The organism is Pseudomonas sp. AC532 (assembly GCF_979258965.1).
The window spans coordinates 2439246-2454042 of sequence record NZ_OZ409888.1; the positions used below are offsets into that span (position 1 = coordinate 2439246).

Annotated in this window: 12 protein-coding genes and 2 pseudogenes; 10 read left to right on the forward strand and 4 right to left on the reverse strand. The window is 63.9% G+C overall.

Going from position 1 to position 14797, the window contains the following annotated elements; genetic code table 11:
* Positions 1–149 precede the first annotated feature (149 nt).
* A complete protein-coding gene (gene gshA / locus ACZ0AV_RS11535) occupies positions 150–1730 on the forward strand; it encodes a glutamate--cysteine ligase (protein ID WP_499151143.1) in 1581 nt (526 codons plus the stop codon).
* A 139-nt stretch (positions 1731–1869) separates the two neighbouring features.
* Complete coding sequence (rmf, locus tag ACZ0AV_RS11540) at positions 1870–2100, forward strand: ribosome modulation factor (RefSeq protein WP_499151144.1); 231 nt, start codon at positions 1870–1872, stop codon at positions 2098–2100.
* Between the two features lie 72 nt (positions 2101–2172).
* Here the strand turns inward: rmf and argA are convergent, their stop codons facing one another.
* From argA to ACZ0AV_RS11560, 4 genes are all read right to left on the reverse strand, one after another.
* Positions 2173–3471 (reverse strand): amino-acid N-acetyltransferase, encoded by a 1299-nt coding sequence (gene argA, locus ACZ0AV_RS11545; RefSeq protein WP_499151145.1) that lies wholly within the window; start codon positions 3469–3471, stop codon positions 2173–2175.
* A gap of 118 nt (positions 3472–3589) precedes the next feature.
* Entirely contained in the window at positions 3590–4738 is a 1149-nt protein-coding gene (gene argE / locus ACZ0AV_RS11550; RefSeq protein WP_499151146.1) for an acetylornithine deacetylase, read from the reverse strand.
* Between the two features lie 70 nt (positions 4739–4808).
* Entirely contained in the window at positions 4809–6074 is a 1266-nt protein-coding gene (locus ACZ0AV_RS11555) for an inorganic phosphate transporter (RefSeq protein ID WP_499151147.1), read from the reverse strand.
* 39 nt (positions 6075–6113) lie between these two features.
* On the reverse strand, positions 6114–6791 hold the full coding sequence (locus ACZ0AV_RS11560) for a TIGR00153 family protein (RefSeq protein ID WP_499151148.1): 678 nt from the start codon (positions 6789–6791) through the stop codon (positions 6114–6116).
* Positions 6792–7088: 297 nt separating this feature from the next.
* Here ACZ0AV_RS11560 and ACZ0AV_RS11565 point away from each other — a divergent pair, with 297 nt between their 5' ends.
* From ACZ0AV_RS11565 to ACZ0AV_RS11600, 8 genes and pseudogenes are all read left to right on the forward strand, one after another.
* Positions 7089–8459, forward strand: coding sequence for a CYTH domain-containing protein (locus ACZ0AV_RS11565; RefSeq protein WP_499151149.1), 1371 nt, complete (start codon positions 7089–7091; stop codon positions 8457–8459).
* A 51-nt stretch (positions 8460–8510) separates the two neighbouring features.
* Positions 8511–9260 (forward strand): DUF502 domain-containing protein, encoded by a 750-nt coding sequence (locus ACZ0AV_RS11570; protein WP_499151150.1) that lies wholly within the window; start codon positions 8511–8513, stop codon positions 9258–9260.
* Positions 9261–9416: 156 nt separating this feature from the next.
* Positions 9417–11201, forward strand: coding sequence for a type IV pilus assembly ATPase TfpB (tfpB, locus tag ACZ0AV_RS11575; RefSeq protein ID WP_499151151.1), 1785 nt, complete (start codon positions 9417–9419; stop codon positions 11199–11201).
* Between the two features lie 475 nt (positions 11202–11676).
* Positions 11677–12000 (forward strand): annotated as a pseudogene (locus ACZ0AV_RS11580) (HAMP domain-containing protein); the annotation flags it as partial.
* 24 nt (positions 12001–12024) lie between these two features.
* Positions 12025–12858: pseudogene (locus ACZ0AV_RS11585) on the forward strand (methyl-accepting chemotaxis protein); the annotation flags it as partial.
* A 73-nt stretch (positions 12859–12931) separates the two neighbouring features.
* The gene (locus ACZ0AV_RS11590) at positions 12932–13855 is read left to right on the forward strand and encodes an SPFH domain-containing protein (RefSeq protein ID WP_499151152.1); all 924 of its coding nucleotides are present in this window, start codon (positions 12932–12934) and stop codon (positions 13853–13855) included.
* A 4-nt stretch (positions 13856–13859) separates the two neighbouring features.
* Positions 13860–14312 (forward strand): NfeD family protein, encoded by a 453-nt coding sequence (locus ACZ0AV_RS11595; RefSeq protein ID WP_499151153.1) that lies wholly within the window; start codon positions 13860–13862, stop codon positions 14310–14312.
* Positions 14313–14426: 114 nt separating this feature from the next.
* Positions 14427–14729: a DUF2388 domain-containing protein gene (locus ACZ0AV_RS11600; RefSeq protein ID WP_499151154.1), complete on the forward strand. Its 303-nt coding sequence runs from the start codon at positions 14427–14429 to the stop codon at positions 14727–14729.
* The last annotated feature ends 68 nt before the right edge of the window (positions 14730–14797 follow it).

The following is a 14797-nucleotide window of genomic DNA, read 5'->3' on the forward strand; positions in this document are numbered from 1 at the left end:
CCACGGGCAGCGGCACCGTGAAAGCCGTCTGCGCGTGTCGCTAAAACGTACATGCCTTTCGCCAGACGACCAACGTCAGCCATTCGCCCCTTGTAGAGTCCAGCGTCCACCCCCATATTGGGGCGACCGCTGCGTGAAGGAATGCAATCTTGAGCGACCTGTTCTCCCGCCGTCTGGCCCTGCTCGGTGAGCACGCCAACCTTTCCCTGCTGTCCCAGTGCCTGCACGGCATCGAGCGCGAATGCCTGCGTGTCGATGGCGACGGCGAGCTGGCCCTGAGCGGGCACCCGGTCGCCTTGGGCTCGGCCCTGACCAATGGGCAGATCACCACCGATTATTCCGAGTCGCTGCTCGAGTTCATCACGTCCACCTCGGTTGACCCGAGCGAGACGCTGGCCGAGCTCGACCGCATCCACCGTTTCGTCTACAGCAAGCTCGACGGCGAATACCTGTGGAGCCCGTCGATGCCCGGCCCGCTGCCGGACGAAGAGACGATTCCAATCGCGCGCTACGGCCACTCGCACATCGGCCAGCTCAAATACGTCTACCGCAAGGGCCTGGCCCTGCGTTACGGCAAGACCATGCAGTGCATCGCCGGCATTCACTACAACTTCTCCCTGCCGGAGCAGTTGTGGGCCGTGCTGCAGCAGGCCGAAGGCGACTCGCGCAGCGCCCGCGACTATCAGTCGTCGCGCTACATCGCACTGATCCGCAATTTCCGTCGCTACAGCTGGCTGCTGATGTACCTGTTCGGGGCCTCGCCAGCGCTGGACAAGAACTTCATGCGGGGCCGCGCCCACCAGTTGCAGGAGCTCGACGCCGATACCTTGTACCTGCCGTACGCCACCAGCCTGCGCATGAGCGACCTGGGCTACCAGAGCGAAGCGCAGGCCGGGCTGACCCCCTGCTACAACAACCTGGCCAGCTACACCGACAGCCTGCGCCAGGCGGTCGGCACGCCTTACCCGCCGTATGTCGACATCGGCACCAAGAAGGATGGCGAGTGGCTGCAGCTCAATACCAACATCCTGCAGATCGAGAACGAGTACTACTCCAACATTCGTCCCAAGCGCGTAACCTATAGCGGCGAACGGCCGATCCAGGCACTGGTGGCGCGTGGCGTGCAGTACGTCGAAGCACGCTGCCTGGACATCAACCCGTTCCTGCCGCTGGGTATCGACCTTGCCGAATCGCGCTTCCTGGACGCCTTCCTGCTGTTTTGCGCCCTGCAGGACAGCCCGGCGCTGAGCAATGGCGAGTGCAGCGCTTGCTCCGACAACTTCCTCAAGGTGGTCAAGGAAGGCCGCAGGCCCGGCCTGCACCTGCAACGCCAGGGCGTGCCCGTGGTGCTGCAGGGTTGGGCGCACGAGCTGCTCGACGGCATCGAAGCCATCACCCGGCTCCTCGACGCCAGCCAGGGCGGCGATACCCATGCGTTGGCCCTGCAGGCGCAGCGCGCTAAGGTCAACGACGCCAGCCTGACGCCTTCGGCCCAGGTGCTGAGCGAGTTGCAGCAGGGCGAAAGCTTTGCAGCGTTCTCCCTGCGCCAGAGCAAACGCCACGCCGACTACTTTCGTGCACAGCCGCTGAGCCCGGAGAAGCAGGCCGAATTCGAGCAGGCGGCGCAACGTTCGCTCGATGAGCAGGCAGAACTCGAAGCGCACGAAGACGGCGATTTCGACAGCTTTGCCGCAGCCTACCAGGCCAGCATCCTGGCACTGGCCGTCTGAGAAAGGGCCGTCATGCCCGGCCATTCGCGTCAACTGCGTCACAAAAACAGCCAGCGGTCATAAAACCGAGACCGGCGGCCCGGTTCTCGGCAATGGATTTGGCTAGCATTGAAACAGGCACTCAATGCGAACCCACCTCATGACCCACCGCGAACACGACCAGCACTGGAGCCTGGAAAGCCTTACCAAGGCTTACCAGCAGGGCTACATGGCAGGTCTGGCCGGCCACGCGGCACACACGCAACCATTCGACAGCAGCGTACCGGCTGCCGCCTGGGAGGCCGGCTGGACCGATGGCGAAGGCCAGCGCCGGCTCAGCGAAGAAAAGCTCAACCGCTCCGACAGCGCCTCTGCCAAGAAACGCGCCTGACCTGCGCCGGGCCGACATGAAGGTGGCCGCAGAAGCCAGGAGGCTGCCGCGCCGACCTGACTCCAGGGCGGCCTAGAGCGCCTTCTCGAAGATCTTCGAATTACGCTGGAAGTTGTACAACGATGCCCGCGCTGCCGGCATCCGCTCGACGCTGCTGGGCTCGAAACCGCGCTCGCGGAACCAGTGCGCTGTGCGCGTGGTGAGCACGAACAGGGTGTTGATGCCCATGGCCCTGGCGCGCTCCTCGATGCGCTCGAGCAGTTCGTCGCCGCGCCCGCCATGTCGGTACTCCGGGTTGACCGCCAGGCAGGCCAGCTCGCCACAGTTGGAGTCGGCGATCGGATACAGCGCCGCACAGGCGATGATCATGCCGTCACGCTCGACGATGCTGAACTGACCGATCTCGCGTTCCAGCACCTCCCGCGAGCGGCGCACCAGAATGCCCTGCTCTTCCAGCGGGCTGATCAACTCGATCAGCCCGCCGACATCACCGATATTGGCCTCGCGCAGCGATTCGAACTGCTCGGGGTCGACGAGCGTGCCGCCGCCGTCTCGGGTGAACAGTTCGGTCAGCAGCGAGCCATCGCCGGTATAGCTGACGATGTGGCTGCGCTTGACCCCGCTGCGGCATGCCTGGGCGGCAGCGTCCAGCAATTCGCCCTGGTAATCGCTACCCAGGCGCTGCACATGGGCCGGCACCTGCTGCGGACGCAACTCGCGAATCAGCCTGCCGTCGTCATCGAGCAGGCCCTGCTGGCTACTGAACAGGATCAGTTTGTCGGCCGCCAGGTCAATGGCCGCACGCATCGCCACATCCTCGCAGGCCAGGTTGAAGATCTCGCCGGTCGGCGAATAGCCGAGCGGCGACAGCAGCACGATATTGCGCTCGTCGAGCTGGCGGTTGATGCCTTTGCGGTCGATGCGCCGCACCTCGCCGGTGTGGTGGTAATCGACGCCATCGACCACGCCGATCGGCCGGGCGGTGACGTAGTTGCCGCTGCTGACCCGCAGGCGCGAACCCTGCATCGGCGAGGCGGCGATGTCCATCGACAGGCGCGCTTCGATGGCGATGCGCAGCTGGCCGACGGCGTCGATCACGCATTCCAGCGTGGCGCTGTCGGTCACTCGCAGGTCACGGTGGTAACGCGGCTGCAGGCCACGCCCGGCCAAGCGCGCCTCGATCTGCGGACGCGAGCCATGCACCAGCACCAGCCGCACGCCAAGGCTGTGCAGCAGCACCAGGTCGTGAACGATATTGCCGAAATTCGGGTGAGCGACCCCCTCCCCCGGCAGCATGACCACGAAGGTGCAGTCGCGGTGGGCATTGATGTAGGGCGAAGCGTGGCGAAGCCAGTTGACGTAGTCGTGCATGTGCAGCGCAACCCTTGTGAAAACGAAAGAAGCATCAATGGGCGCGAAGCGCGGGGCCTCGCAGGCGTACTCGGTGCGTTATCGTCGTCGCAACGGCATCAGGGACATGCTCCTCATATCAGGCCGGGGTCAGGCAGTAATGCTGAATCAGTTGGCGCAGCAGCTGCACCGTGGGCAACAGGCGGTCGGTATCCAGGTATTCGCCCGGCTGGTGGGCGCAGTCGATATCCCCCGGGCCAAGCACCAGGGTCTCGCAACCCAGTTGTTGAAAATACGGTGCCTCGGTGCCAAAGGCCACCGCTGCGGCAGTATGCCCGGTGAGCCGCTCGGCGAGGCGCACCAGTTCGGCATCGGCGCGCTGCTCGAACGGCGGCACCGCGGGGAACAGCGGGGCGAAGTCGATGCTGACCTCGTGTCGCTCGGCCAATGGTTGCAGCTTCTGGCGGATCGCCGCACGCAGCGCTTCGGGCTGCATGCCCGGCAACGGGCGCAGGTCGAACTCCAGGGAGCACTGCCCGCAGATGCGGTTGGGGTTGTCGCCGCCGTGGATGCAGCCGAAGTTGAGGGTCGGTTGCGGCACGCTGAACTGCGGGTTGCGGTACTCCTGCTGCCACTGGCTACGCAGCTGCATCAGCTCGCCCATGGCCTCGTGCATGGCATCCAGCGCGCTGTGGCCCAGGGCCGGGTCGGAGGAGTGACCGCTCTGCCCGAGGATGTCGATGCGCTCCATCATCACGCCCTTGTGCAGGCGAATCGGCCGCAGTCCGGTCGGTTCGCCGATTACCGCGGCGCGGCCCAATGGCCGACCGGCCTCGGCGAGCGCGCGCGCACCGGACATCGAGCTCTCTTCGTCACAGGTGGCGAGAATCAGCAGTGGCTGCTGGAAGCGCTGCTCGAGCAACGGACGGACCGCCTCGATCACCAGCGCGAAGAAGCCCTTCATGTCACAAGCGCCCAGACCAACCCAGCGGCCGTCCACCTCGGTGAGTTTCAGTGGGTCGGTCTGCCACAGTGCGGCATCGAAGGGCACGGTATCACTGTGGCCAGCGAGCACCAGCCCGCCCGGCCCGCTGCCATAACTGGCAAGCAGGTTGAACTTGCCGGGTTCGATAGTCTGGATCTCGCAGGTAAAGCCAAGGTCGCGCAGCCAGCCGGCGAGCAACTCGATTACCGGACCGTTGCTCTGGTCCCAGTCAGCCTGGGTGCAGCTCACCGAAGGCGTGGCGATCAGCGCAGCGAACTGATCTTTCAAGGAAGGCAGGGGCATAAGCGGTCTCCGCGGGCGAGGCCCCATGATAGAGGCATCGCCCGCCGAGATGAAACCGCCAGGGGATTTCCTAGAGGAAAATGCCGCGCAGGATATAGAAGAAGACGATCGACAGCGCCGCACCGACCGGCAAGGTAACCAGCCAGGACATGAAGATTTTGCCGATCACCCCCAGGTTCAACGCACCAATGCCGCGCGCCAGACCGACACCCAGTACCGCACCGACCAACGTATGGGTGGTGGAGACGGGCAGCCCGATGGCAGAGGCGCCGACCACGGTGGTGGCGGTGGCCAGTTCGGCAGCAAAACCACGGCTTGGGGTCAGCTCGGTGATTTCCTTGCCGATGGTGGCGATCACCTTGTAGCCGTAGGTGGCGAGGCCGATCACGATACCCACCGCACCGAGCAGCAGCACCCAGCCTGGCACGGCGGACTGGGCGCCAACGGCCATGTCACCGCTGGATTGAATCACCTCGACAATGGCCGCCAGCGGGCCGACGGCGTTGGCCACGTCGTTGGAACCGTGGGCGAAGGCCATGGCACAAGCGGTGAAGATCATCAGAACGGCGAAGACTTTCTCGACACTGGCGTAGTGAAACGCCTTGTCCGCTTCGACGTCGACCTTGATGCGGCTGAGCAAGGCGATGCCGAGCAGCATGATCACGGCACCAACGCCCACGGAAAGCAAGAAACCTTCAGTGGTGGAGAGGTCCAGGCCGATGTGCTTGAGGCCTTTGGTCAGGGTCATGATGCTGACCATGAAACCGGTAGCGAACATGTACAGCGGCACGAAACGCTTGGCGTTGAGGAAGGGATTGTCGGTATCGATGATGAGCCGCTGCACGCTGACAAACAGACCGAAGGCGACGAACCCGGACAACACCGGCGACACCACCCAACTGGCCACGATCGGGCCAACGCCACTCCAGTGCACGGCGTCCATGGATACGCCAACGGCGGCAAAACCAATCACCGCACCGACGATGGAATGGGTGGTGGAAACCGGCCAGCCCTTGGTCGATGCGATCAGCAGCCAGGTGCCGGCCGCCAGCAGAGCCGACATCATGCCCAGCACCATCAGATCCGGGGAGATCATCGACGCATCGACAATGCCGCTCTTGATGGTTTCGGTCACCTCGCCACCGGCCAGGTAGGCGCCAGCGAACTCGAACACCATGGCGATCAGGATCGCCTGCTTGATCGTCAAGGCGCGCGAGCCCACCGATGTACCCATGGCGTTGGCGACGTCATTGGCGCCCACCCCCCAGGCCATGAAAAAGCCGAAGAGACAGGCAAGCAGCAGCAATACGAGGCCGTAGTCCGCAATCAGAGACATAAATAGTTAACCCGTAGATTCCAGAAAGGACACTGGCGCTCAGCGCGCCAGCAGTTGTTCCAGTCGGTTGCCGACACGTTCTGCCCGATCGGCCACGTCGCCGATCCACTCGATGATCTTGTAGAGAAACATCACATCGACAGCAGGGAGATCCTTTTCCAGCTTGAACAGCGCACGGCGAACTTCGATTTGCATCTTGTCGGTGTCGCGTTCGATTTGTTCCAACTCCAGCACCATGGCTTCGACCAATGCCGCCTCGCGGCCACCAAAGCCGGTCTCCAGCAATTCATCGAGCTCATTCATGGCCTTCAGCGCCTGAGCGCTGGCATCCACGGTGCGCTGCACGAAGCTGCGCATCAGTGGCTGCAGCGCCTGCGGAATGGCCATCTCACGGCCCAGCATCAGGCCGGCGATGTCCTTGGCGCGGTTGGCAACCTTGTCCTGCACGCTCAGCAACTCGAGTAAATCCGAGCGCGGCACGGGCAGAAACAGGCTTTTGGGCAGGTGCTGACGCACGCTTTTCTTGAGCTTGTCGGCCTCATATTCGAGGCTGGCCATTTCCTGTTGTACCTGTTCCACCTTGGTCCAGTCCTGAGCCATGACGGCCTCAAAGAACGGCACAAGATTCGCCGCGCACTCATGGGCTTTGGCGAAGTGCTGCTGCATCGGCCCGATGGGTGAACGGCCAAACAGGCTGGCAAACGGATTGACTGGCATAGGGTGAACCCCGGCTTTGAGAAGGCGGCAAGTATACGGATCAGGTTCCAGGCTCGCCAGCGCGTGTCATCGTTTGGTCATAAAGTCGTATTTCGTCACTGATTCAACGCGAAAAGCAGATAAAAATCAGGAAATATGCAGATATGACTGCATTCCCCCTCGCCTATACAAACGCCAACAGTGCTCGCCGACCTGCATCCGTCGCGCTTTTCCACTACCCTGTACGGCCTAACGTGTGGGGCAGCGCCTCGCACCGTGCCACCCCCGCCGCCGTCGCCGCTTCACCGAGCCCTCGCCATGAATAAAGAAACCGAAATCAAACTGCGCGCCAGTCGCGAAACCCTGGCCGCCCTGCAAACCCATCCCCTGCTCAAAAAACGCAGCAAGGCGGGCTGGGAGACGAGCGAGCTGTCCAACCAGTATTTCGATACCGAGGCGCGCGACCTTGCTGGCGCCCGGGTGGCCCTGCGTATTCGCAAGGATGGCGAGCAAGTGATTCAGACCCTCAAGAGTCGCGGGCAAAGCGTGGCTGGCCTATCGGAACGCAACGAGTGGGACTGGTACCTGACCAAGGCCAAGCTGGACCTCAAGAAACTCGACGACAGCTGCTGGCCGGCCAGCCTGGCGGCGCTCGACAAGAAACAGCTGAAGCCGGTGTTCACCACCAACTTCGTCCGCCAGCGCGCCGAGATCGCCTGGGGCCGCGGCAAGGCTCGGGTGATCATCGAGGCAGCTCTGGACCTGGGCAAGGTCGTCGCAGGCAAACAGCAGGAAGAAATCTGCGAGCTGGAACTGGAACTGCGCCAGGGCGAGCCCGAGGCGCTGCTGGAACTGGCAGCCGAGCTGGCGGCCGACCTGCCACTGATGCCCTGCGACATCAGCAAGGCCGAGCGCGGCTACCGCCTGTTCGACGAAGGCAGCTACAACCTGCACCTGCCCGCGCCTGAGCTGCAGCCCGAGCAGAGTCTGGACGATGCAGTCGCCGCTGTCGGCTGGTTCCTGCTCGGCAACAGCCAGCGTCTGGCTGAACAGTATCGGCACAATGGCCACTGGCGCCTGCTGGTCGACTGGCTGAACTGCCTGGTCGACTTGCGTGCCCTGCTCGGCAGCCTCGGCCAGGCTGCGCCACGCGCCAGCAGCAGCGAGCTGCGCAAGGTGCTCGATGCGCTGCTGGAAGACTGGCGGCCACGGGTACTGGCCGGCCAGCAGGACGACGCCGCTCGCCAGGATGCGCCTGCCCTCTTCGCCGCCGAACTGGAGCAGACGCGCTGGGGGCTATTGTCCCTCAACACCTCGCGCTGGCTGCTCGCACGCGCCTGGACCGCCGCGCGCACCAAACGCGGCGACCGCCAGGGCGCCGCTGCCCTGCAGAGCTGGCTGCCGACCTTCATCGCCGAAGAAGGCCGCGACCTGCAGCTCAAGCGCTACCAGCAACAGCCCGAAGACCTCGCCGAGCAACTGCCACGCCTGGAGCGCCTGTTGCTCTGGCTGCACCTGGCGCGCAACGTGCTGGAGGTTACCGAGACCGACCGCCTGTTCGGCGAGCTGAACAAATTGGCTGAACTGGCAAGGCGCCCGCTGAGTCCAGAAGAACTGGAATTGCGCATGACCCAGGCGCAGATCCTTATGAGCCTGAAACCCTGGAAAACCCTGCTGAAAAACGGCTGATGGACTCGGGCAGATCGCAGCGCGCTATGCCCACCCAATAGGACTACACAGATGTTCAAGCACAGCCTGAAATCCATCATCGCAACCTGGCTCGCCGGCCTGCTGGCCTTGCTGCCGCTGGTCCTGACCATGGTGTTGCTGACCTGGATCGTCAGCCTGTTGAACAACCTGATCGGCCCTTCCACCGCGATCGGCCGGCTGTTCGCCGCACTCGGTACACCGTTTGCCAGCAATCCGTTTCTGGCCTACCTGCTCGGCACCCTGGTGCTGTTGATCAGCCTGTACCCACTGGGGCTGGCCGTGAAACTGGGGCTGCGCAAGCCGCTTGGCTGGCTGATCGACGTGACCTTGCGGCGTACGCCGCTGATCGGCAACTTCTATAACCTTGCCGATCGCTTCGTCGGGCTGCTCGACAAGAAGAATACCGACATCACCAGCATGCGACCGGTGTGGTGCTTCTTTGGCGGCGGTGACGGGGTGGCGGTGCTGGCCCTGCAGCCCACCTCGGAGCCTGTGGAACTGGAAGGCCGTCCGCACCTCGCGATTCTGGTTCCGACCGCACCGATTCCAGTTGGCGGCGGCCTGCTCTATGTGCCTGCCGACTGGGTAAAACCCGCCAACATGGGTGTCGACGCGCTGACCAGCATCTACGTCTCCATGGGCCTGACACCGCCCCCGACACTGCCCGTGCAGAGCCTCGAGGAGGACGGCAGCAAGGGGCAGGCGCAGGACACGCTGCCCGAACCTGAAGCGCTTCCTGCCGGCAGCGCACCGCAGCCAGAGTCGGTACCCAAAGCCTGAGCCGGCGCCCCACGACGCCTCAGGCCCCTGCCGCCTGCCAGGCTTGGCAGCAGTCGCAGCGCAAACCTTGAACCGGCGCTTAGTCAGGGCCGCGGCAATCAGGCATGCTGACGCCCCGCACGGAGCACGCCCTTTACCGGATACTCAGGAGCCCGCATGTCCAGCCTCTCGCCCTCCACGCCCGATCGCCTGCTCGACCTCAACGAACTGCTGCGCGAACTGGTCGGCCAGGGGCGCATCGCCCAGGAAAGCGCCGAGCAATGCCTGGCGATCCGCCGCAGCGGCGCCAACAACGACCTGCATCCACTGGAGTTCATGGCGGCGCAGCAACTGGACGACCTGTCCCGACCGGGCCGCAAGCTCGACCTGGAAAGCCTGACCCAGTGGCTGGCGCAGCAGGCGGGCCAGCCCTACCTACGCATCGACCCCCTGAAGATCGACGCGGCCGCAGTCACCCCGCTGATGTCCTACGCCTTCGCTCAGCGCCACAAGATCCTCGCCGTGGCGGTAAATGCCGACTCCGTGACCATCGCCAGCGCACAACCGTTCATGCACAGCTGGGAAGCCAACCTGACCCACGTGCTGAAACGCCCGATCAAGCGGGTGGTCGCCAACCCGGCCGACATCCAGCGCTTCACCGTGGAGTTCTATCGCCTGGCCCGCTCGGTCAGCGGGGCCACCAACAACGATGCGAAGATCAGCAACGTCGGCAACTTCGAGCAGTTGCTCAATCTGGGCGCCCAGGACCAGGAACCGGATGCCAACGACGCCCACGTGGTGAACATTGTCGACTGGCTGTTCCAGTACGCGTTCCAGCAGCGCGCCAGCGACATTCACATCGAGCCACGCCGCGAACAGGGCAGCGTACGCTTTCGCATCGACGGCGTGCTGCACACCGTCTACCAGTTCCCCGCCCAGGTCACCATGGCCATCGTCAGCCGCCTGAAGACCCTGGGGCGGATGAACGTTGCCGAAAAGCGCAAACCCCAGGATGGCCGGGTAAAAACCAAGACCCCGGCCGGCAACGAAGTAGAACTGCGCCTGTCCACCCTGCCAACAGCGTTCGGCGAGAAGATGGTCATGCGCATTTTCGACCCCGACGTGCTGTTGCGCGGCTTCGATCAGCTGGGCTTCAGCCCGGACGACCTCAAGCGCTGGGAGAGCATGACCCGCCAGCCCAACGGCATCATCCTGGTCACCGGCCCCACCGGCTCCGGCAAGACCACCACGCTGTACACCACCCTCAAGCAACTGGCGACCGACGAGGTCAACGTCTGCACCATCGAAGATCCCATCGAGATGATCGAGGGCGCCTTCAACCAGATGCAGGTCCAGCACAATATCGACCTGACGTTCGCCAGCGGCGTGCGCGCCCTGATGCGCCAGGACCCGGACATCATCATGGTCGGCGAAATCCGCGACCTGGAAACCGCCGAGATGGCCATCCAGGCCGCGCTGACCGGCCACCTGGTGCTGTCCACGCTGCACACCAACGACGCACCAAGCGCCATCACCCGCCTGCTCGAACTGGGCGTGCCGCACTACCTGCTCAAGGCGACCCTGCTCGGCGTCATGGCGCAGCGCCTGGTGCGCACGCTATGCCCGCACTGCAAGGCGCCGCTGGAGCTCGACGAAGCCGACTGGCAGGAACTGACCCGCCCCTGGAACGCCCCGCTGCCCACCGGTGCCCACCGCGCGGTGGGCTGCGCCGAATGCCGGGAAACCGGCTACCGCGGCCGTGCCGGGGTTTACGAGATCATGCTGCTCAATGACAGCCTGAAACCGCTGATCAGCAACGACACCGACCTGACACCGCTGCGCCGCCAGGCTTTCAAGGACGGCATGCGCAGCCTGCGCCTGTCGGGTGCGCAGAAGATCGCGGCCGGCCAGACCACCATCGAGGAAGTACTGCGCGTCACTCCGCAAAGCGAGCAGCGTTAATCCGCGACTGAGCTAAGCTCAGCCGAGATCATCCTGCAGGAGCGGCGCCATGAATATCCGCCAGAAGATGCTTGCCTGTGGCGCCGTGAGTATCGTGGCCACGCTGCTGGTCGGCGGCATTGGCCTGTGGGGCCAGGCGCTGCTGGGCGAGGCGCTGGTGGCCAACGAGGTGAATGCCAGTGCACTGCGCAATCACCTCGACGGCGACATGATGCACGACGCCCTGCGTGCCGATGTGCTCGGCGCCTTTCTGACCGCACCCGGCGATACGGCCGCGGCCACCCAGGTTCGCGAGGACCTGCGCGAACACAGCGAGCGCTTCCGACAGGCGATGACGCGCAACGGCACACTGCCGTTGGCCAGCGACATCCGCCAGGCCATCGACCAGTTGGGCCCGGTGCTCGAGAACTATATCCGCGCGGCCGAACGGGTCGTCGATCAGGCCCTTTCCGATCCGCCGGCCGCGCGAGCACTGATGCCCGATTTCCTGCGCAGTTTCAGCGAACTGGAGGTGCGCAACGAAACAATCAGCGCGCAGATCGAAGCCAGCGTGGCGCAGACTCGAGCCGACAGCGAAGCCACGGTACGCCAGGCCTCCTGGTGGCAGTGGAGTAGCCTCGCCGTGGCCTGCCTGCTGATCCTGTGGATCACCCGGCACTTGCTGAGGGCGGTCCTGCAGCCGCTGACGAACATAACCCGGGCCGCACGCACCATGGCCCAGGGCAACCTGAGCAGCCCCATCAGCGTCGACAGCCATGACGAAGCCGGGCAGTTGCAGCAGGCGCTGGCAGACATGCAAAGCGGCCTGCGCCGGATGATCGAGACCATTCGCGCCGAGAGCGAGGAGCTGCGCACCGCCTCACACAGCCTCAGCGAAACCGCCAGCGAGGTGGCCGCTGGCGCCGGTGAACAGGCCGATGCCGCCACCAGCATGGCCGCCGCGATGGAGCAGATGATCGGTAACATCGCGCAGATTGCCGAACACACCTGCAGCGCACGAGACATCGCCGAACAGTCGGAGCACCTGACAGGCAGCGGTGGCCAGGTCATTCTCGGCGTGGTCGAAGGCATGAACGGCATCGCCGATGCGGTCAATCAGTCCGCGCAGACGGTAACCGCACTGGGCCAGTCTTCCGAGCAGATCAATTCGATCATCCAGGTAATCAGAAGCATCGCCGAACAGACCAACCTGCTGGCCCTCAACGCGGCCATCGAGGCCGCGCGTGCCGGTGAGGCCGGCCGCGGCTTCGCCGTGGTGGCCGACGAAGTCAGGAGCCTGGCAGGGCGCACCGCGCAATCGACCCAGGAGATCACCGTGATGATCCAGCGCATCAGCGAATCCACCGCGCTGGCGGTGAAGAGCATGGAGCAGGGTGTCAACCGGGTGGCCGACGGCGTGGGCATGGCCCGGCAGGCCAGCGACTCGATCAGCGAGATTCGCCTTGGCGTGCAGCACGCGGCGCAGAGGGTCGACGAAATTTCCCACACCATTACCGAGCAGTCCAAGGCCAGCAACGAGGTCGCCGAGCGCGTGGAAATGATCAGCGAGGTGGCCCAGCGCAATAACCTGGCCATGCAGGAGCTGGCCCGCATGCTGGCGAAGATGGACAGCTCGGCCGAGGCCATGCAGGCCTCGGTGAGGCGCTTCGTGCTGTAAAGCGCATCATTGCCGGGCAATCTCCAGTACCCTTGGCGTTCATTTGCCTATCTACAACAGGGATCGTCTCTACATGGAAATCGGTACCGCAGTCATCTTCCTCTTCGTCGGCCTGGCCTTCGCCATCGTGTTCATGGGTTTCAAGGTCGTCCCACAGGGCTCCGAATGGACCGTGGAGCGTTTCGGACGCTACACCACCACGCTCAAACCGGGCCTGAACATCATCGTGCCGGTGATGGATCGTATTGGCCGCAAGCTCAACGTCATGGAAAGCGTGCTGGATATTCCGCCACAGGAAGTCATCACCGCCGACAACGCCACGGTGCAGATCGATGCGGTGTGCTTCTTTCAGGTGATCAATTCGGCCCAGGCGGCTTACGAGGTGAACAACCTCGAGCACGCCATCCGTAACCTGCTGCAGACCAACATCCGCACCGTGCTCGGCTCCATGGAGCTGGATGCGATGCTCAGCCAGCGTGACGGCATCAACGAGAAGCTGCTGAGAACCGTCGACGAAGCCACCGCGCCCTGGGGCATCAAGATCACCCGTATCGAGATCAAGGACATCAGCCCGCCCGCTGACCTGATGGCCGCCATGTCAGGCCAGATGAAGGCAGAACGCATCAAGCGTGCGCAGATTCTCGAAGCTGAAGGCCTGCGCGCTGCCGCCATCCTCACCGCAGAAGGCAAGAAACAGGCACAGATTCTCGAAGCCGAAGGCGAGCGTCAGGCTGCGTTTCTCGAGGCAGAAGCACGCGAGCGGGCTGCAGCAGCAGAAGCCGAGGCAACGCGCGTGGTGTCGCTGGCCATCGCCGAGGGCAACGTGCAGGCGGTCAACTATTTCGTCGCGCAGAAGTACATCGACGCCCTGGGCCGACTGGCCAGTGCCGACAACAGCAAGGTCATCCTGATGCCGTTGGAAGCCAGCCAAATGATCGGCGCTGTGGGCGGCATTGGCGAGATCGTCAAAGCTACGTTCAGCGACAAGAAGGGCTGAGATCATGTTGGCTTATCTGCAGAACCTGACATTCTGGGACTGGCTGGCACTGGGCACTGTGCTGCTGATTCTCGAGGTGTTCGGTGCCGGCGGTTACCTGCTGTGGATCGGCGTGGCCGCGGCCAGTGTCGGGGTCCTGACCTACGTGATGCCCGACCTGCCCTGGGCGTTGCAATTCATTCTGTTCGGCAGTTTTTCCATCCTCACGGCGGTGTTCTGGTGGCGACGTCAGCGCAGCAGCGCCGAAGCTTCCGACCAGCCGGGCCTCAACAAACGCGGCCAGGAGCTGCAGGGACGCCAGTTCATTCTGCATGAAGCCATCGCCGGCGGGCGCGGCAAGATCAAGGCAGGCGACTCGCTGTGGCTGGTGATCGGCCCGGACATGCCGGCCGGCACGCCAGTGGTGGTCATCGGTCAGGATGGCGTGCTGCTGAAAGTCTGCGCAGTGAATGCCTGACCGCCTGCAGGCACGAGCTCGCGCAGCCTGCAGGGCGGTATTCGGGCGTACAGTGGAACCAGCTGCGCAGCGGCACACTCTTAAGCAGTAGGAAAACCAACAGGAGTCAACGCTATGCGCCGTTCAAGTTCGCTGCTGATCGCCGGTCTTTTTCTGGCCGCTTCCACCCAGGTATACGCTGTCAATCTGCGCGACGTTCTGTCATCGGGGGCAACCACCGCCTCGACGTACCTGACGTTCAAGGACAACAAGATGATCGTGCCTGCCCAGGATGACGCCACCAGCTACATCGCCAGCAACGGCGAGATCCGTGGCCCTTACCTGGAGGCAGCACTGCAGAAGATCCGCGCCGATCATCCGGATCTGCAAGCCAGCGACCTGGAGCTGGCCACCGCGATTCTCACTGCCGAGCAGTGATAATGCTCGCTACCGAACAGCCATAAAAAAGCCGGCCCAGGGGCCGGCTTTTGCATGCCGCGTCGAAA